The sequence below is a fragment of the Steroidobacter cummioxidans genome (assembly GCF_003104955.1).
The window spans coordinates 1-17846 of record NZ_LSRW01000004.1 but is presented as its reverse complement, the minus strand read 5'-3'; the positions used below and the strand labels follow the sequence as shown (position 1 = coordinate 17846).

The window sequence follows — 17846 nt, the reverse complement described above, 5'->3', positions numbered from 1 at the left end:
GGCTAGTCGACGAAGAAATCCGGCTGGAATTGCCGATTGCCGGGCGTGACCGCGTACTGGTCCAGATCTTTGGTGCCCGCACTGGCCAGCACTTCGTCGTCGATAAAGAAGTTGCCGGTGCAACTGCGGGGATCGCGCGTCAGGATGGCATGCGCCGCATCCGCCATGATTTCCGGCTTGCGACCTTTCTTCGGATCGGCCAAAGCGATCACGTTCAACGCAGCCGTCGCGATGACGGTGCGCGGCCACAGTGCATTGACGCCGATGCCGTCGGCACGAAACTCTTCCGCCATGCCGAGCACGCACATGCTCATACCGTACTTCGCCATCGTGTACGCGACGTGCGGCGCGAACCAGCGCGGCTTCATGCTCAGCGGCGGCGACAAGTTGAGAATGTGAGGATTGCGGCCCGCCTGCGCCGATTCCTTGAGATGAGGCAAACAGGCCTGCGAGCACACGAATGTGCCACGAACGTTGACGCCGAACATCAGATCGAAGCGTTTCATCGGCGTGTCGAGCGTGCCGCTCAACGAGATCGCGCTGGCATTGTTGACCAGGATATCGACACTGCCGAAATGCGCGGCAGTTTTCTGCACGGCTGCCGCGACAGCATTCTCGTCGCGAATGTCGACCTGCATGGGCAACGCTTTGCCGCCGGCGGCTTCGATGGCTTCGGCCGCAGTGTGAATCGTGCCGGGCAATCTGGGATTGGGCTGATCGCTCTTGGCCGCGATCGCGATATTGGCGCCATCTTTCGCCGCCCGCACCGCAATTGCCAGACCGATGCCGCGCGAGGCGCCTGAGATGAAGAGGGTCTTGCCGCGAAGAGACATACGAAGCTCCGACCGGTTGGAAGACGCACCATCATAGGCTCGATCCGCACAGCGAGCATAGCGGCGACCTTCGCACTGGAGCGCCTGGTCCTACTGTCGGGCAGTAACGCGCCACGCACCGTTATATAGTCGAGCAGCCAACGACACTGAAACGGCAGCGCAGGAGTTCGCATGCGTAGCTGGGCTTGGGCGGTGATCTTGTCAGTCCTGCAAGGGGGAATCGCGATGGCCGACACGACGGATGTGTGGGATCAGGTCGAGCACAAATATGCCGACGCCAACGGCGTGAAAATCCACTATGCGGCACTGGGCCAGGGACCGCTGGTGGTGATGATCCACGGCTTCCCGGACTTCTGGTACACGTGGCGCAAACAAATGCGCGCGCTTGCCGACAACGGTTATCGAGCTGCCGCCGTCGATCTGCGCGGCTACAACCTATCCGACAAGCCCAAAGGCGTGGAGAACTACGCCATGCCGCTGCTGGTTGGTGACATCGCCGCCGTGGTCAAGGCGGAGCAGGTGGAGCAGGCCGTCATCGTCGGTCACGATTGGGGCGGCTCGGTGGCCTGGAACGTGGCGATGCGCCGGCCGCAGATCACGCGCCTGTTGATCATCTGCAATCTGCCGCACCCCGCCGGCATCGCGCGCGAGATCGCCAACAATCCACAACAGAAGAAGAACAGCGAATACGCCTTCAACTTCCAGAAACCGGATGCGCACAAAGTAATCTCATTGGAGCGCCTCACCCAATGGGTGACCGACCCGGCGGCGCGGCAACGTTATCTGCACGCGTTCCAGCAATCGGACGTCGAGGCCATGCTCAATTATTACAAGGCCAACTACCCGAAGCCGGACGCGCCACCGCCGCCGGAGAACTTCACCTTTCCGAAGGTGAAAGCGCCGGTGCTGATGTTCCATGGGCTGGAGGACCAAGCACTATTGCCGGGCGCGCTGAACGACACATGGCAATGGGTGGAGCAGGATCTGACCCTCATGACCGTCCCTGGTGCGAATCATTTCGTGCAGCAGGACGCGCCGGAGCTGGTCAGCAACACGATGGTGGACTGGCTGAAACGTCGCCGGTAGCCACCACACCTGCGCAGCTGCGCTCCCGCCCCGTGTCGGCAACGGGAGCGCAGCTCGCAAGTTTCTTGTTACCGAATGGTCTTCGACGCGGTGTTCGAGTTGGTGCTTTCAGCGCCGTTCGAAGTATAGGCGCGGACCGCGAAGTACCAGGTTCCAGCCGACAGATCCGGCACCACGTAACGGGTCACGCCCGCATTGGCCACCTGGATGGTGCGCGACAGGTTGCTCGAGCTGGTGCCGTAGTAGATGCGATAGCCCGCGAGATTGCTCAACGTCGAGCCGTTGGTGTTGCTGGTCGGCGGCGTCCAGCTCAGCGTGGCCGAGCCGTTGCTGCTGCCGGCGGCATTCACGGCAATGTTGAACGACGGCAACGAAGTGCGATTGGTACCGTCGCTCGCGCTGATCGCGATACCCGAGTATGTACCCACCTGCGCAGCGGTCGGCGTGCCAGTGAGCGCGCCCGTAGAGGTGCTGAAAGACGCCCAAGCCGGACGATTCGTGATCGACCAGGTGAGCGCGCGGCCTTCCGGATCCGAACCGGTCGGACGGAACGAGTAAGCGCTGCCCGCGGTCACCGAAGTCGGCGGTGTGCCGCTCAGGACCGGCGGACGATTGGTCGTGCTGCCACCGCTGCCGTCTCTCCGGGTCGATGTAATCGAGAACGCCGGCAACGTGGCCGTGCCGGTTGCGCTTCTCACTGTAATACGAATGTTCGACCAGGTGCCCGGAGTGGCCGGCACTACGCCTTCGAGACGTCCCGAGTACACCGAGAACTGCGCCCACGACGGCTTGTTGACGATTGAATAACGCAGCGTCCTCTGCGCCACGGCGGGGTCACGCGCAGTCGGCAGCCAGCTGTAATAGGTATTCACGATCGCCGTCGTTCTCGGCGTGCCAGTAATGGTCGGCGCCGCCTGGGCGATGTCAGTAACTGTAAAGAACGCGCAGACGAGAGCTAAAAAGAGGCCGAACACGCCCAAAGCAGGCGTGCACTTGGTTGCAGTGCGCATGGACAATCCTCGCGGGTATGACACGGGAGCCGCACCGCTTACGCACGCGATACAGCGCTCACCCAGAGTTGCGATCTATCGTTCCGCCTGACTCGTCCTGGTCGGCCATCGCAGGCATTGAGGCTTGTCGATGTGACGAAGTGTCGCTTTGTGGGCGGGCGCAGTTAACGAAAAGAAATTCGTTTGCGCAAAATGTCGTAACGCTCAGACAGTGTCGGCAAACGCACTCATCCGGAAATTACAAACATTTGCGAGCCGCAATTGAGAAAAAATCCTGGCCGGCGGCTGTTTTTTAGCAGTGCTCGATCAGCACGCTTGTTTGCAATAGGCCGATCTCAGCAAACAGATCAGGGCGAATTCGCTTACGTGAAACACCGACGATCTTGCGTCCCAGGTGAGCAAGCCGCGCAAGCTAGCGCGGCCGGTCGGGACAGACGGTCGGCACGGAAGCGACCACGAACGACTGGATTCGATCCTGTCCCGCGATCTGCAATCGCAGCTCGTTTTGGTTGGGCATCGAGAGAGTGGCCTCGATGGGAATGGTATCTTCGATCCAGCGAATGCGATCGCCCTCCGCGCCCCACTTGGAAAGGCGATAGGTCTCGAAGCACGAGTCCATCAACAGCGTGCGGTCGGGAAGGAAAACCATCAGCGTGCCACGCGAGTGTCCCGGCGTCGTCGAGACCCAGACTCTGCCGATGAAGCGCGGATCGGAGGGCTGCCCCAGTTCTTCTGTGTTCGATGACTGCGCACTCGGCGCGGGAGGGGGCGGCGCTGCCGGCCGTCCGGCGGATTGCTCTTTGCTACAAGCAGTGGCGCCGAACAGTGCCACGGTCATCAAGACGGCGAACGAAGCGGAAGATGGTTTGTACATAAAAGTCTTACCCGGCAGGTACCGCCATATTACTCAACGAATCCCTTGGCGATAGTCGTGACCGCGGGAGCTGACCAGATAACGACTCACGGGACGACGTTCACGCCCGCACCCTCCAGGAAATACACGCCGTTGTTATCGCCCTTGCCTTGAGCGCGCATCAAGCGCAGCTGGGCTTCCTGCATTTTCAGCTGAGCGTCCTGCTGCTTCTCGATCGCGGCACGCTGCTCGAACGACAAGTAGGGGGCAATCGAGTCGAGCATGCGCTGATTGCGCTTTCGCATTGCGTCGAGCTGACGCTCCATGTTGCTGCCGTCAGCAGCACCAAAGGCCGTCAGGCGCGCCATGGCAGGAGCCGCGCCTCGACTCACGGCCGCCGACATCTCATCTGCTTCGGCCTGCTGCGCCTGGGCCAGTGCCTTGAGCATGGGCTTGCTCAAATCCTCGCTGAGCGGCAACCCGCTCGCCGACAGCGCGTTGCGCATGTTCTCCAGCTCATAACGCATGCCCATGCTGGATTGGTATTCCTTCCAGGCCTGCAGCTTGTCCTGGCCAAAGCGCGCGGCCATCTCGGCTTCGCTGCGGCGCTGATTCTCCTGGGCCTGCTGCGCTATCTTGCGATGGCGCTCCTGCCTGGCCGCCTGGTCGTTGGGGTCCATGCTTTCCATCTCCCAGAGCGGCTGCATCTGCTCGGTGGTCCGCATCTGTTGATCGGCGAGCAGATCGAAAAATTCATCGGCCTGTTGCGCATCCAGACCCAGCTCTGCAATCACCCCGGGATACTGGCGCGCGAAATTGCCTCGTGTCTGCACGCGCATCGCCTCGCGATATTCAGGATCCTGCATCAACTGACGCTGACGCTCGCGTTGCTCACGAAACATGCGCATGCGCTCGTCGCGATTGGGTTGTGCCGGCACCGCATTGGGGCCGATGGTGAAAACCGCCGCAGCCTTCGGTGTTTCCTTCGCCGCTGCGGCAACCCCCTGGCTCGGCTGCTCGACCGGTGGTTGCTCGTTGAACTGCAACGGCGCGGGCGGTAGCGGCTGTTGCTGCTGTTCCTGCAGCGACGCAACCTGCGCTTTCAGTTCGGCGATCGTGGCCTCGCCTTCCTTCATCTGCTTGACCAGATGCAGGCTCAGCAAGCCGAGGCCCACCGACGAGGCAACCGAGATCAACACGACTTTGCTCATGACGACACTCCTGTCTTCACCGACGCACGCCGCATGCAAATCGATTCGCCGCGGCTTATTGCTTGGCGACGGCCTGACGCAGCTCTCGCAACTTGTTCTTGACGATGGCCGCGTTGGCGCTGCCCATGCGAATCAGCAATTTCTGTCCCGACGACAGACCTTCGAGCTCGGCATCGGCGAACTCGAAGTTGACGCTGGGCCGCTTGAGCTTGATCGGGCCGGGCACGTCCGGAGTCGCGAGCAGATGATCGATCACCTCGACCAGCCGATCGTTGAAGTAGCGATCCGGATAACCCAGCGACACATACGCTTCCTGGAACAGCGGGTAGTACTGCTTGTAGAGCGTCGCGACCTGCGCAGCGTCGGTGTTCTGCAGAATCTTGATGACCGGCTCGTAGCGCGCGTAGTTGGCCGCGCTGAGCGTGAGCTCCTCGCCATCGCCGGTGGCAGCGAGCTCGCCACCGATCGGCTTCACCGGCCACATCTGCACCGCCGTTTTCTTGCGAGGCAGATTGTCGATGGTCACGACCGTGTGCCGAACGATGTTCTTCGGCACCAGGAACGGATCGAGCGCGCGCCCGAACACACCGCTCAACGACTCTTGCAACGAAGGATCGCTGTCAGCCAACGGCGGCAGCGGCTTCGGCGGCGGCGTTTCCTCCAATGGATTGCGCACCGGCGGCTCCGCCGCCGGTGCTTGAGCCTCGGGAACCGCAACTGCGGGCGTCTGCGCGGCCTGCTCGGCCTGCCGATGCGAACGCCCGTAGTACAACGCCACGCCGATTGCCACCGCGACCACGGCGGGAATCGCCCAGTACAGCCATTTCTTTGTGTCGTCTTCCACGAGTGGCTCCTCGCCGCTGCAATCGCTCAGTCAGTTCGCTGCGTGGCTCACTGCGGCTTCTGGAACTTCAGCAGAAAGTTGTCCGCCTCGCCGATCGCCTGGTACTTGGCGCGGTCCTCATCGCCCATAGCCAGCGTCGGCGGCAGTGTCCACACGCCCTTCGCATAATCCTTAGTGTCCTTCGGATTGTTCAGCAGGTCGGAGCTGCTCACCAACTTGAAGCCGGCCTTCTCCGCGAGCCCGATGGCGTAGTCCTCGCGCACATAGCCGTTGGCGGCCTTCGGATCCTGCGGCTTGTCGGACGACGCGCGATGCTCCTCGACTGCGAGGATGCCGCCCGGCTTGAGCGCCTTATAGAACGACGCGAACGCCTGCTCGGCCGTGCCCTGGCTCATCCAGTTGTGGATGTTGCGAGCCGTGATGACCACATCGGCCGAGCCGGCCGGCGCGGGCTCGAACTTACCGCCACCGAAATCGGAGATCTTGACCTTGCCGTAGCGCGCCTTGTCGCTGTCGAGCTTTTTCTGCCACGTATCCGCGGCAGCCGCAGCCCGTTCGCTGGAGGCGCGCGGCGCAATCGCCGTGTAATAAGTGCCCTTGTCGTGCAGGTACGGCGCCAGGATTTCGGTCCAGTAACCGCCGCCCGGTGAGATCTCGACCACGGTCATGGTGGGCTTTACACCGATGAATTCCAGCACCTGGACCGGCTTGCGATACTGATCTCGCTCGACGAAATTCGGCGACCGATGCGCGGGGGCGACTGCCTTGGTCAATGCCTCGTCCTTGGCGAATGCACCCGTCAGCGGCAGCGCGCAGGCAACGGCGGCGACGGTGGCGAGTAACGACGATGAACGCATGCGTAACTCCAGGGGCTCGTTGGGATAGTTGTTGAGCTTGCGAATGTAACAGACACCCAGGGGTACACACAGGTTCCCGCCCCGCCACGGGGCCGGCAGCAGCTGCCAAATGTGCCGGGCACGCACCGGACGTGTAGGTCCGGCCTCGTCTACCATTGCCGCCCGTGACCTTTCGCACCGGGAAATCGATGTCGGCGATTCATAATCGATGGCGCGTCCTGGCGGCATTGAGCCTGCCATGGACCTTTTGCAGCGCATCCCAGGCGCAGGCCGCCTCATTGCCGCTCGAAGCTTGCCGGCTCCAGAGCGAGATCGCCGGCGGCGGCGTAGCAGCGCGCTGTGGCTGGCTGTCGGTGCCGGAGAATCGCGAGCAGCCCTCGGGCAAGCAGATCCGGCTGCACGTCGCGGTGATTCCGTCATTGCGCCTCGAGCCGGCCGGCGATCCGCTGTTCGTACTGAGTGGCGGCCCGGGTCAAGCGGCGAGCGACTTCTACATCTCGATTGCGCCGGCACTCGCGCGCGTCCGACGCGACCGTGACATCGTGATCGTCGATCAACGCGGTACCGGACGCTCGAATCGTCTCGACTGCTCGTTTCCGGACGAGAGCGACATTACGTTCAGCGATCCTCAGCAACTGCGCGAGCTGACGCGCTCGTGTCTCTCGAAGCTGCCTGGTGATCCGCGCTACTACACGACCAGCGTCGCCGTGCGCGATCTCGACGATGTACGCGCCGCGCTCGGCTATCAGCGACTGGATCTGTACGGTGTGTCGTATGGAACGCGAGTCGCACAGCACTACATGCGACGTTATCCGCAGCGAGTGCGCGTCGCGATTCTCGATGGTGTCGTGCCCCCGCAGTTACCGTTGGGCCCGGATGTGGCGCTCGATGCGCAGGCTGCCATCGACAGCGCTTTCGCTCGCTGCGATTCCAACGCCGACTGCAAGCGCGTCTTCCCCAACATCGCGGGCACGTTCGCTACGCTCCGCGCACGTGTAAAGGAACAGCCCGTTCCGCTGTCCATCCCGGATCCGCTGAATGCCGAGCCGACCAAGACCCAGCTGGGCACCGCCGAGCTCGGCGCGGCAGTTCGATTGCTCAGCTATTCCGATGAGACGCTGTCGACCCTGCCTCTGCTCATTCACGAGGCTGAGATCGGCCAGCCGCAGGGATTGGCTGCGCAGTACCTCATGATCAAGCGAAGCCTGGATACTCAGATCGCCAACGGCATGCACTTCGCGGTGGTCTGCAGTGAAGATGCGCCACGCTGGCATGAGCGTCCGGTTGCAGATTCCGAGCTCGCGAAAACCTATCTCGGCGACACCTTCATGCAGGCGATGCGGACCATTTGCGAACAATGGCCGCGCGGCCCGGTCGATGCTGGCTTCGGTGAGCCGCTACAAAGCGAGATTCCGACGCTGGTGCTTTCGGGCGGCAACGATCCTGTGACTCCGGCGCGCTACGGCGAGCAGATCCTTGCGGGCTTGAAGCATTCCAAGCATCTGGTGCTCGACGGCCAGGGGCACGGACAGATCGCGGTTGGCTGCATGCCTCGGGTCGTGGCTGACTTCATCGCGACCGGCAGCGTGCAAGCACTCAATGATGAATGCCTGAAGACCGTCGCCCCCGCTCCGTTCCTGCTGTCACGCTCGGCCCCCGCCCCATGATTCAAGTCGACGGATTGAAAAAGCACTTCGGCGCGGTGCAAGCGTTGCAAGAGGTTTCGTTTGCGGCAGGCGACGGCAAGATCACCGGCCTGCTCGGCCACAACGGCGCCGGCAAGTCCACCACCCTGCGTATCCTGAGCACCGTCATCCGCGCGAACGAGGGTCGCGCGCTGATCGACGGCCACGATTGCGCCACCGAGCCATTGCAGGTGCGTCGCTCGCTCGGCGTGCTACCTCATGCCAGTGGGCTTTATGCGCATCTCAGCGGTCGGGAGAACATCCGCTACTACGGCGAGCTGCACGGACTGCGCGGCGCTGAACTGACCCGCTCCATCGATCAGCTGATCGATCGCCTGGCCCTGGGCGAAGTTGCCGAGCGACGCGCCAAAGGTTACTCGCAAGGTGAACGACTCAAAGTCGGACTGGCGCGCGCGCTGATCCATCGACCACAGACCATCATTCTGGACGAGCCGACCAACGGCCTCGACGTGAGCGCCGTGCGCATGTTGCGCGAACTGATTCGAGAGCTACGCGACTCGGGCCGATGCGTGCTGTTCTCCAGTCACGTGATGCAGGAAGTCGCGGCCTTGTGCGACGACATCGTCATCATCTCGCACGGTCGCGTCGTCGTGCGAGGCACGCCGGCAGAAATCCTCAAAGCCACCGGCGCTCCGGATCTGGAAGAAGCGTTCGTGCGCGCCGCCGATCAAGGCGAGGTGGCGTGATGGGCGCACTGTGGACTGTGTTCCGCAAGGAAGTGCTGGAGAACCTGCGCGATCGTCGCGTGATTCTGTCGGCGTTCTTTTTCGGCGTGTTGCTGGCGCCCGTGATCTTCGGCCTGACCACGACGATGGTATCGAAACGTGCCGTCGCGAATCAGGACAAGCCGCTGAACCTACCCATCGCCGGCGCCACTAACGCGCCGAATCTCGTGCAGTTCCTGCGTGAGAACGGTGTAAAGGTCGAGGATGTGGAGCTCACGAGCGATCAGGCAATGAACGCGGTCCGCTCGGGTCAGCAGGATCTGGTGCTGATCATTGGCGAGGACTACGGCAAGGCGTTGCAGGCTGGCGAGTCGGCGCCGTTGTCCTTGATCGTCGATTCGTCGAACAGCAACACGTCGCCCAGTGCGGATCGAGCGCGACAGTTGCTCAACGCGTATGGGCATCAACTGGCGATGTTGAGATTGATGGTTCGAGGCATCAACCCGACTGTGATCGAGCCCGTGGGCGTGCAAACGTTGGATGTGGCCACGCCGGCGGGCAGAGCACTGCTGATCCTCGGCATGATGACTTACTTCTGTTTCATGTCGATGCTGGTGGGTGGGTTTTATCTGGCCATCGACACGACCGCGGGCGAACGCGAGCGCGGCTCGCTGGAGCCGTTGTTGACGCTGCCGGTGAGTCGTTCGCAGCTGATCGTCGGCAAGATGCTGGCGACTTCGGCATTCATGTCGGTCTCGCTGCTGCTGACGCTCGCGACGTTTGGCGTCGTGCTCACATTCATTCCGCTGGAAGCGCTGGGAATGTCCGCGAACTTCGGCCCGCGCGTGATTCTGGCGATCTTCGCGATCATGGTGACGTTCGTACCGATGGGCGCAGGCTTGATGACCGTGGTCGCGTCGTTCACCAGGAGCAATCGCGAGGCACAGTCGTGGTTGTCAGTGGTGATGATGTTCCCGATCGCGCCCATCATGTTCGCGGTGGTGACCGGCACGAAGCCGAGTGCGGGCTTGATGGCGGTGCCGAGCCTGAGTCAGCACCTGATCGCGACGAGCCTGATGCGGGGAGATTCGATCCCGGCGCTGCACATTCTGATTTGCGCGGGGACGACGCTGGCGCTTGGAGCGCTGCTGGTTGGAGTGGCGATCAAGCTGTACCAGCGCGAGGCGATTCTCGGATAGGCACGCTGCCGCTCAAACGCGTCGCTGCCAGGCGGCAGCGACGACGTCTTATCGTTGCTGACTAGACCGTTCGGTTCCGATCTCCGCTGCGATGACGCGACGAGTTACGTTGCTGGTTCGGCCGACCCTGCCCGTGACCGCCACCCTGGCCTGGTCCGTGCCCGTGCGACCGTTGCGGCCGCTGATCGTGCGCATGACGAGGCTGATGTTGCGACTGTGGGGCCTGCTGCTGCCCACCGCCACCGCCGCGACGTTTGCGACGACGACCGTCACCTCCTCCGCCAAGAGGGCGGGAAGCGTCGCCGTGCTGCTGATGCGGGGGCCGGCTTTGCTGACCTTGCGGTCGACCTTGTCGGGCTTGCGATCGGGCCAGCTCGGACTGCGACTGCCGCGGTTGTGACATCTCGCGATCGCGCGAGTCTTCTCGATCGTCAGCACCGCGCACCGGCGGCGGCGCCGGCTTGAAGTGCGGCACGTCCGCCTTCGGCACCGACTTGCGCAACAGCCTCTCGATGTCCTTCAGCAATCCGGACTCATCCGAAGCGACCAGCGATACCGCCAATCCGGTCGCGCCAGCGCGTCCGGTGCGACCGATTCGATGCACGTAGTCTTCGGGAACGTTCGGCAGCTCGTAGTTCACTACGTGCGGCAGCTCTTTGATATCGAGCCCGCGTGACGCCACTTCCGTGGCCACCAGCGCACGAATGCGAAAGTTCTTGAAATCCGAGAGCGCGGCGGTGCGTGCGTTCTGGCTCTTGTTGCCGTGAATCGCCGCAGCCTCGATGCCATCCTGTTCCAATTGCTTGGCCAGCCGATTGGCACCGTGTTTGGTGCGCGTGAACACCAGCACCTGCTGCCAGTCGCCGTCCTGGATCAGATGCGACAGCAACGCGCGCTTCTGTTCCTTCCCAACGAAATAAGCCCGCTGCTCGACCGTATCGACCGCCGCATTACGCTTCGCAACCTCGATTTCCACCGGGTCGTGCAACAGACCTTGCGCCAGTTTGCGGATGTCATCCGAATAGGTCGCCGAGAACAGCAAATTCTGCCGCTGCTTCGGCAGCAGCTTGATGACGCGACGAATGTCGGCGATGAAGCCCATGTCGAGCATGCGATCCGCCTCGTCGAGCACGAAAATCTCGACGCGCGACAAATCAACGGTGCGTTGCTGAGCGTGATCCAGCAACCGGCCCGGCGTCGCCACCAGAATCTCGGCGCCACGGCGCAGGTTCTCGATCTGCGGATTGATGCTCACGCCGCCGAAGATCACCAGACTGCGATGGCGCAGATATTTGCCGTAGCTCTGAATGCTTTCGTTCACTTGTGCCGCGAGCTCGCGCGTCGGCACGAGAATCAACACACGAGACGCTCTCGACGGCGCACCGCCCTGCAAACGTTGCAATAACGGCAGCGTGAAACCGGCCGTCTTACCGGTGCCGGTCTGGGCCCCCGCCAATACGTCACGGCCAGAGAGAATTTCAGGAATCACTCGCGCTTGCACGGGAGTGGGCGCGGTGTAGCCACGATCGGCGAGCGCGCGCGTCAGTTCGGGGACAAGCCCGAGGGCAGCAAAAGGCATGGAAACAAACCCTCAACCAGCCTGCAGAAACTTACGTTTCGGATCCAGTGAGGCGGGAGACAAATCGAGGCGGGCCCATGTTCAAAATGCGGGGCCGACGAACCCGAGGGGTGAAGCCGACCGGATGGCGGCTGAGATGAGCGCGCACTCTACCTGGATTGACCCGGTTTGACGAGCGCAATCGCGCGGGAGTGACGACCCGGTCGCGTCATAAGGCCGACTCGCAGGAACTCAAGGGGAGGGTGCGACGCTTACGCCCGCGCGTGAACTGGAAGCAGTCCGCGAAGCTTGCTGCGCAGGTCGGCCTCTCGATACGGCTTCGCCAACATATCCGAACCCTTCTCCGGCGCCGCGTAGGAAGCCGAGTAACCGGTCGCATACAGCACCGGCAATTGCGGGCGACGCTCTCGCGCCAGGCGACCGAGCTCGAAACCGTTCATGCCGCCAGGCATGACGATGTCGGTGAACAACAAATCGATCTCCGATTCCCGATCGACGATGTCCAGCGCGCGGGCGCCGTTGTCTGCTTCGATGACATTGAATTGCAGTTCTTTCAGCATCGCTGCTGTGACCGCGCGCACGCCGGCGTCGTCTTCCACGAGCAGTATGGTTCGATCCTGGCCCGACAGCGACAGGTCTTCGCCGGGCACCGCAGCCACACTCGGAGCCGCATCGGTGCGTGGGAGATAAAGTCTCACGCTCGTGCCGCGTCCCGGTGTGCTGATGATCTTTACGTGACCGCCCGATTGCTTGACGAAGCCATACACCATGCTCAACCCAAGCCCGGTGCCATGCCCCATGCGCTTGGTCGTGAAGAACGGCTCGAGCGCACGCTCGAGCACGTCGGCCGTCATGCCGGCGCCGGTGTCGGTAACGGACAGCAGCACGAACTCGCCTTCCGGAACATCGGTATCGCGCTCGCTTCGACCGACGTTGCGAGCTTCGATCGTCAGCGTGCCGCCTTCGGGCATGGCGTCGCGGGCATTGACAGACAGATTGATGAGTGACGACTCGACCTGCGCCGGATCCGCGAGCACGTTCCACAACTCGTCCTGTACCTGGACATCTATCTGGACACGCTCGCCCAGGGTGCGACCCAACAGCTTGGTGATGTTCCGACTGACCTCGCCCAGATTCACGGCGCTCGGCTGCAGCGGCTGGCGGCGAGCGAACGCCAACATCCGACGCGTCAGCTCGGCACAGCTCAACGCACCGGTAAGCGCCATCTGCGCGCGGTCGAAATTGCGGCCCGTGCCTTTCAACGCGCGAGCCAGCGAATCGAGATTGCCGATGACGACGGTCAGCATGTTGTTGAAGTCGTGCGCGATGCCGCCGGTCAGCTGGCCAACGGCTTCCATCTTCTGCGACTGAATGAGCTGCTGCTCGACGCGGCGTCGAGCCGTGATATCCAGACAGCTGCCGAAGATCTCGGACGGCCTGCCGTCATGACGGATCAGCACCGCTCGATCGAGGAACCAGCGAACCGAACCGTCGGCGCAGACCCAGCGATACTCGGTCGACATGCCGCCGAGCGTCGGAATCATCGCGACTTCGCTCAGCACCCGATCGCGATCGTCGGGATGGATGTTGTCGACCCACAGCTGCGGATCTTCCAGAAACAAATGCGGCGCGAAGCCGATCGAATCGGCGATCACGTCGCTGATGAAGCGCGGACCGGAGAATCCGGAGTCGATGGCCGCGCTATACAGCGCGATGGGCTGCGAGCGCACGATGGCGGCCTGCCGCTCTTCGACCTGACGCAACTGCCGCTCGGCTTCGAGCTTCTCCTGGCGAATGCGCAGGTTCTCTTCCTGCAGGAAACGTTCGAGCGCAGCCTTGCGCTCCACCTCGGCGCTCTTGCGATACAGGTCGACCAGCACCGCGACCTTGGAGCGCAGGATCACTGGATCGACGGGCTTGAAGACATAATCGACAGCACCCATCGCATAGGCACGTGCGATGTGCTCGTCGTCGCGATCGATGGCGCTGACGAAGATGATCGGAATGTGGCGCGACCGCTCGCGCCGGCGAATCAACTCGGCAGTGGTGTAACCGTCGAGCCCGGGCATGTTGGCATCGAGCAGGATGACGGCACATTCTTCCCGCAGCAGGAACCGCAGCGCGTCCTCGCCGGAAGCCGCTTCGACGACCGTTTCCTCCAGCTCCGCCAGCACCTGCGCAAGCGCGAACCGATTGTTCGGCTCGTCGTCGACGATCAGGATGGTCGCGCGCATCGGCAACGCCGGCAAAGTGCCAGTAGCATCCACCGCCGGCACCTCTTCGTCGCTGCCAGCGATCTGCGGGCCGAGGGCCTGCATGCCTTTGTTCAAACTCGCCGCAGCCACACGCGCATCATCGAAACCAGCTGATCGACATCAACCGGCTTGGAAATGTATTCCGACGCGCCTGCTTCGATGCATTTCTCGCGATCGCCCTTCATCGCCTTGGCGGTGATCGCGATCATCGGCAGCTTGCGGAAACGTTCATTATTGCGAATCTGTCGCATGGTCTCGTAACCATCCATGTCCGGCATCATCACATCCATCAGCACCATGTCGATGCTGGGGATCTGGTTCAACATGGCAATGCCTTCGCGACCGCTCTCGGCGTGCAGCACTTCGATGTCGTGCTGTTCGAGCACGCCGGTCAGCGAGAAGATATTGCGGATATCGTCATCGACGATCAGCACCTTGCGCCCGGCCAGGCCCGGCTCGCGCCGCCGTGCCTTGTCGATGATCCGGCGCTGCTCGTCGGGCATGTTCTCGACGAACCGGTGCAGGAACAGCGCGGTCTCGTCGAACAGCTGCTCAGGCGAGTCGGGGCCCTTGAGAATGAAAGACTCGACCAACTTGCGCAGCTTCGCTTCATCGGCCGGGTTGAGATCCTTCGCGGTGTGAATGATTACCGGCAGCCGGCGCGCAGCATCGCGACGTATGGTTTCGATCAGCTGCACGCCATCCATGTCCGGCAGCACCAGATCGAGCACCACGCAGTCGAATTCCTGAGTCGCCAACGCCTGCAATGCTTCGCGGCCGTTGATCACTCGCGTGACATCCACATCGCCATTGCCGATGAGCTTCCGAATCTCGCTGCTCTGCAGATCGTCGTCCTCGACCAGCAGCAGCCTCTTCATCTTGCGAGCGAGGAACTCTTCGGTGCGGGACAGCGCCTGTTGCAAGGTCGTGTGATCCACCGGCTTCTCCAGCACGGAGAACGCTCCCATCTGCAACCCGCGTTCGCGCGGATCGTCCACGGAGATGATGTGGATGGGAATGTGACGCGTCTCGGCGCTGCGCTTGAGAATGTCCAGCAGGCGCCAGCCGTCCATGTCCGGCAAATTGATGTCGAGCGTAATGACGGACGGATTGAATCGCCGCACCAGTGGCAATGCACCGCTACCCGTTGCCGACACCACCGCCTTGAAACCGCGATCGTGAGCGAGGTCGAGCAGAATGCGGCCGAACTTCACATCGTCTTCGATGATCAGCAGCACACGGTCGCCCGGCTGAATGTTCTGTCGGTCGTCGGTCAGCTCGGAAGCCACCAGCAGCGGCGTCGATTCACGGCTCACCACAATCTGCGATGGCGGATGGCTGAAGGCATGCGCGCTCGTCTCCGGGCCCGGCGTGAGCGTTGTCACAGTTGCCTTCGAGAAATCGTGCGTCATCGGTACATACAACGTGAAGGTGCTGCCAACGCCGGGCTTGCTCTCCACGGTGATTTCGCCGCCGAGCAGGCGGCAGATTTCACGGCTGATCGACAAGCCGAGGCCGGTGCCGCCGTATTTGCGACTGGTTGTGCCGTCGGCCTGCTGGAACGCCTCGAAGATCACGCGCAGCTTGTCGGCAGCGATGCCGATGCCGGTGTCGTGCACGGAGTAAGCAACCACCGACGATGCCGCGTTGAGCGATTGATTGGCTGGATTCCAGCCGTTGCTCGCTCGATAGATGGACAGCTCGACGCCGCCCTCGTGCGTGAACTTGAACGCGTTCGACAGCAGGTTCTTCAGGATCTGCTGCAGACGTTTCTCGTCGGTGATCATGGTTCGCGGCAGCGACGGATCCACCTCGATCTTCAGCTGCAGCTTGCGATTGCTGGCCACCTGCTCGAAGCTGCGCTGCAGGTTGTCCACGATTTCCGCGAAGTGCACGGTGCTCACATCGAGCGTCACCGTGCCCGACTCGATCTTCGACAGATCCAGAATGTCATTGATCAGCGCCAGCAGCTCGGTACCCGCGCGGTTGATGGTTTGCGCGAACTCGATCTGCTTGCCGGAGAGATTGGCATCGGCATTGTCGGCGAGCAGCTTGGAGAGGATCAGCAAGCTGTTGAGCGGCGTACGCAGCTCGTGCGACATGTTCGCGAGGAACTCGGACTTGTATTTGGAGGTGAGCGCCAGCTGCTCGGCTTTTTCCTCGAGCATCTCTTTGGCGCGCTCCACTTCCTGGTTCTTCGCTTCCACCTGCTTGTTCTGCCAGGACAGCAGATTGGCCTTTTCCACCAGCTCTTCGTTCTTGCCGCGCAGCTCTTCCTGTTGGGAGCGCAGCAGATCCTCGGAACGTTGCAGCGTGGTGGCTTGCTGCTCCAGACGATCGTTGGTCTTCTTCAACTCTTCCTGCTGACTCTGCAGCTCGGCGGTGAGCAGCTGCGATTGCGCGAGCAGCGCTTCGGTCTGCATGTTCGCGGCCAGCGTGTTGAGCACGATGCCGATACTTTCCATCAGCTGGTCGAGGAACAGCGTGTGAATGGTGCTGAAGCGCTCGAACGAGCCCAGCTCCAGCACCGCTTTCACTTCGCCTTCGAACAACGCCGGCAGCACGATCACGGTCGACGGCTTTGCTTCACCGAGACCGGACGTGATGCGCATGTAATCGTGAGGCGCGTCGGTCAGCAACATCGAGCGCTTCTCGACGGCGCACTGGCCGATCAGGCCGTCACCGAGACGCAGCTTCTGCGGCGGCCGACGACGATTCGGTGCAGCGTAGCTTGCGACCAGTTCCAGCACGTTCTCGCCGCCTTCCTGCTTGGTCAGATAGAACAGCGCCTGGTGCGCATTCACCAGCGGCACCAGCTGCGACAGGATCAGGTTCGACACGTGACGAATGTCGCGCTGGCCCTGCAACAGTCGATTGAAGCGCGCGATGTTGGTCTTCAGCCAGTCCTGCTCGTTGTTCTTCTGCGTCGTGTCCTTGAGGTTACGGATCATCTCGTTGATGTTGTCCTTGAGCGAGGCCACTTCGCCCGAGGCTTCCACCGTGATGAATCGTGTGAGATCGCCCTTGGTCACAGCGGTCGCGACCTCGGCGATGGCGCGCACCTGCGTCGTCAAGTTCGCGGCAAGCTGGTTCACGTTGTCGGTGAGGTCACGCCACAAGCCTGCGGCGCCCGGCACGCTTGCCTGACCGCCGAGCTTGCCTTCGGTGCCCACTTCGCGCGCCACGTTCGTCACCTGGTCGGCGAACGTCGCGAGCGTATCGATCATGCCGTTGATGGTATTGGCAAGCGCGGCGATCTCGCCTTTCGCTTCCACGACCAGCTTGCGCTTGAGATCGCCGTCGGCCACCGAGGTCACGACCTCGGCGATGTTGCGCACCTGGCCGGTGAGGTTCGCGGCCATGTGATTCACGTTATCGGTCAGGTCCTTCCAGGTGCCGGCGACGCCTTCCACCTTCGCCTGGCCGCCGAGCTTGCCTTCGGTACCCACTTCGCGCGCCACGCGCGTCACTTCGGAGGCGAAGGAATTGAGCTGGTCCACCATCGTGTTGACGGTGTTCTTCAGCTCCAGAATTTCGCCGCGCGCATCGACGGTGATTTTCTTGGAAAGATTGCCGCTGGCCACCGCGGTGGTAACTTCGGCGATGTTGCGCACCTGGCCGGTGAGGTTCGCGGCCATGTGATTCACGTTATCGGTCAGGTCCTTCCAGGTGCCGGCGACGCCTTCCACCTTCGCCTGGCCGCCGAGCTTGCCTTCGGTACCCACTTCGCGCGCCACGCGCGTCACTT

General features: G+C 62.3%; 13 protein-coding genes. 4 read left to right on the top strand and 9 right to left on the bottom strand.

Going from position 1 to position 17846, the window contains the following annotated elements:
• Nucleotides 1-2 precede the first annotated feature (2 nt).
• Nucleotides 3-833 carry an SDR family oxidoreductase gene (locus D0550_RS02380; RefSeq protein ID WP_116807507.1) on the bottom strand — a complete coding sequence of 277 codons (831 nt, stop codon included), beginning with the start codon at nt 831-833 and terminating at the stop codon, nt 3-5.
• Between the two features lie 171 nt (nt 834-1004).
• Here D0550_RS02380 and D0550_RS02375 point away from each other — a divergent pair, with 171 nt between their 5' ends.
• Entirely contained in the window at nt 1005-1919 is a 915-nt protein-coding gene (locus D0550_RS02375) for an alpha/beta fold hydrolase (RefSeq protein WP_206606050.1), read from the top strand.
• 68 nt (nt 1920-1987) lie between these two features.
• Here the strand turns inward: D0550_RS02375 and D0550_RS02370 are convergent, their stop codons facing one another.
• The 5 genes from D0550_RS02370 to D0550_RS02350 all read right to left on the bottom strand — a co-directional run bounded on the left by D0550_RS02370 (nt 1988) and on the right by D0550_RS02350 (nt 6694).
• Nucleotides 1988-2929 (bottom strand): putative Ig domain-containing protein, encoded by a 942-nt coding sequence (locus D0550_RS02370; protein WP_116807505.1) that lies wholly within the window; start codon nt 2927-2929, stop codon nt 1988-1990.
• 412 nt (nt 2930-3341) lie between these two features.
• Complete coding sequence (locus D0550_RS02365) at nt 3342-3803, bottom strand: hypothetical protein (protein ID WP_116807504.1); 462 nt, start codon at nt 3801-3803, stop codon at nt 3342-3344.
• An 86-nt stretch (nt 3804-3889) separates the two neighbouring features.
• Complete coding sequence (locus tag D0550_RS02360) at nt 3890-4993, bottom strand: hypothetical protein (protein WP_116807503.1); 1104 nt, start codon at nt 4991-4993, stop codon at nt 3890-3892.
• A 55-nt stretch (nt 4994-5048) separates the two neighbouring features.
• Nucleotides 5049-5837, bottom strand: a complete 789-nt coding sequence (locus tag D0550_RS02355) for a DUF3014 domain-containing protein (RefSeq protein ID WP_161965595.1) — start codon at nt 5835-5837, stop codon at nt 5049-5051.
• 47 nt (nt 5838-5884) lie between these two features.
• On the bottom strand, nt 5885-6694 hold the full coding sequence (locus tag D0550_RS02350) for a class I SAM-dependent methyltransferase (protein ID WP_116807740.1): 810 nt from the start codon (nt 6692-6694) through the stop codon (nt 5885-5887).
• A 188-nt stretch (nt 6695-6882) separates the two neighbouring features.
• On the opposite strand from D0550_RS02350, the gene D0550_RS02345 reads away from it, so the two are divergent.
• From D0550_RS02345 to D0550_RS02335, 3 genes are read left to right on the top strand one after another with little or no spacing between them, the layout of a single operon-like run.
• Entirely contained in the window at nt 6883-8361 is a 1479-nt protein-coding gene (locus D0550_RS02345) for an alpha/beta hydrolase (protein WP_116807501.1), read from the top strand.
• Nucleotides 8358-9086 (top strand): ABC transporter ATP-binding protein, encoded by a 729-nt coding sequence (locus D0550_RS02340; protein WP_116807500.1) that lies wholly within the window; start codon nt 8358-8360, stop codon nt 9084-9086. Before D0550_RS02345 ends, D0550_RS02340 begins: the two co-directional genes overlap by 4 nt.
• Entirely contained in the window at nt 9086-10264 is a 1179-nt protein-coding gene (locus tag D0550_RS02335) for an ABC transporter permease (protein ID WP_116807499.1), read from the top strand. The genes D0550_RS02340 and D0550_RS02335 overlap by 1 nt, the downstream gene beginning before the upstream one ends.
• 61 nt (nt 10265-10325) lie before the next feature.
• Here the strand turns inward: D0550_RS02335 and D0550_RS02330 are convergent, their stop codons facing one another.
• The 3 genes from D0550_RS02330 to D0550_RS02320 form a co-directional block, all read right to left on the bottom strand.
• Complete coding sequence (locus tag D0550_RS02330) at nt 10326-11843, bottom strand: DEAD/DEAH box helicase (protein ID WP_116807498.1); 1518 nt, start codon at nt 11841-11843, stop codon at nt 10326-10328.
• A gap of 251 nt (nt 11844-12094) precedes the next feature.
• Nucleotides 12095-14188, bottom strand: a complete 2094-nt coding sequence (locus D0550_RS02325) for a response regulator (protein ID WP_116807497.1) — start codon at nt 14186-14188, stop codon at nt 12095-12097.
• A partial coding sequence (locus D0550_RS02320; protein WP_116807496.1) for a hybrid sensor histidine kinase/response regulator occupies nt 14170-17846 on the bottom strand: 3677 nt, incomplete at its 5' end. The genes D0550_RS02320 and D0550_RS02325, both read right to left, overlap by 19 nt.

Excerpts from the sequence above, each read along its gene's own strand:
- D0550_RS02380 (WP_116807507.1), bottom strand. The coding sequence starts at position 833 with ATGTCTCTTCGCGGCAAGACCCTCTTCATCTCAGGCGCCTCGCGCGGC.
- D0550_RS02375 (WP_206606050.1), top strand. The coding sequence starts at position 1,005 with ATGCGTAGCTGGGCTTGGGCGGTGATCTTGTCAGTCCTGCAAGGGGGA.
- D0550_RS02370 (WP_116807505.1), bottom strand. The coding sequence starts at position 2,929 with ATGCGCACTGCAACCAAGTGCACGCCTGCTTTGGGCGTGTTCGGCCTC.
- D0550_RS02365 (WP_116807504.1), bottom strand. The coding sequence starts at position 3,803 with ATGTACAAACCATCTTCCGCTTCGTTCGCCGTCTTGATGACCGTGGCA.
- D0550_RS02360 (WP_116807503.1), bottom strand. The coding sequence starts at position 4,993 with ATGAGCAAAGTCGTGTTGATCTCGGTTGCCTCGTCGGTGGGCCTCGGC.
- D0550_RS02350 (WP_116807740.1), bottom strand. The coding sequence starts at position 6,694 with ATGCGTTCATCGTCGTTACTCGCCACCGTCGCCGCCGTTGCCTGCGCG.
- D0550_RS02345 (WP_116807501.1), top strand. The coding sequence starts at position 6,883 with ATGTCGGCGATTCATAATCGATGGCGCGTCCTGGCGGCATTGAGCCTG.
- D0550_RS02340 (WP_116807500.1), top strand. The coding sequence starts at position 8,358 with ATGATTCAAGTCGACGGATTGAAAAAGCACTTCGGCGCGGTGCAAGCG.
- D0550_RS02335 (WP_116807499.1), top strand. The coding sequence starts at position 9,086 with ATGGGCGCACTGTGGACTGTGTTCCGCAAGGAAGTGCTGGAGAACCTG.
- D0550_RS02330 (WP_116807498.1), bottom strand. The coding sequence starts at position 11,843 with ATGCCTTTTGCTGCCCTCGGGCTTGTCCCCGAACTGACGCGCGCGCTC.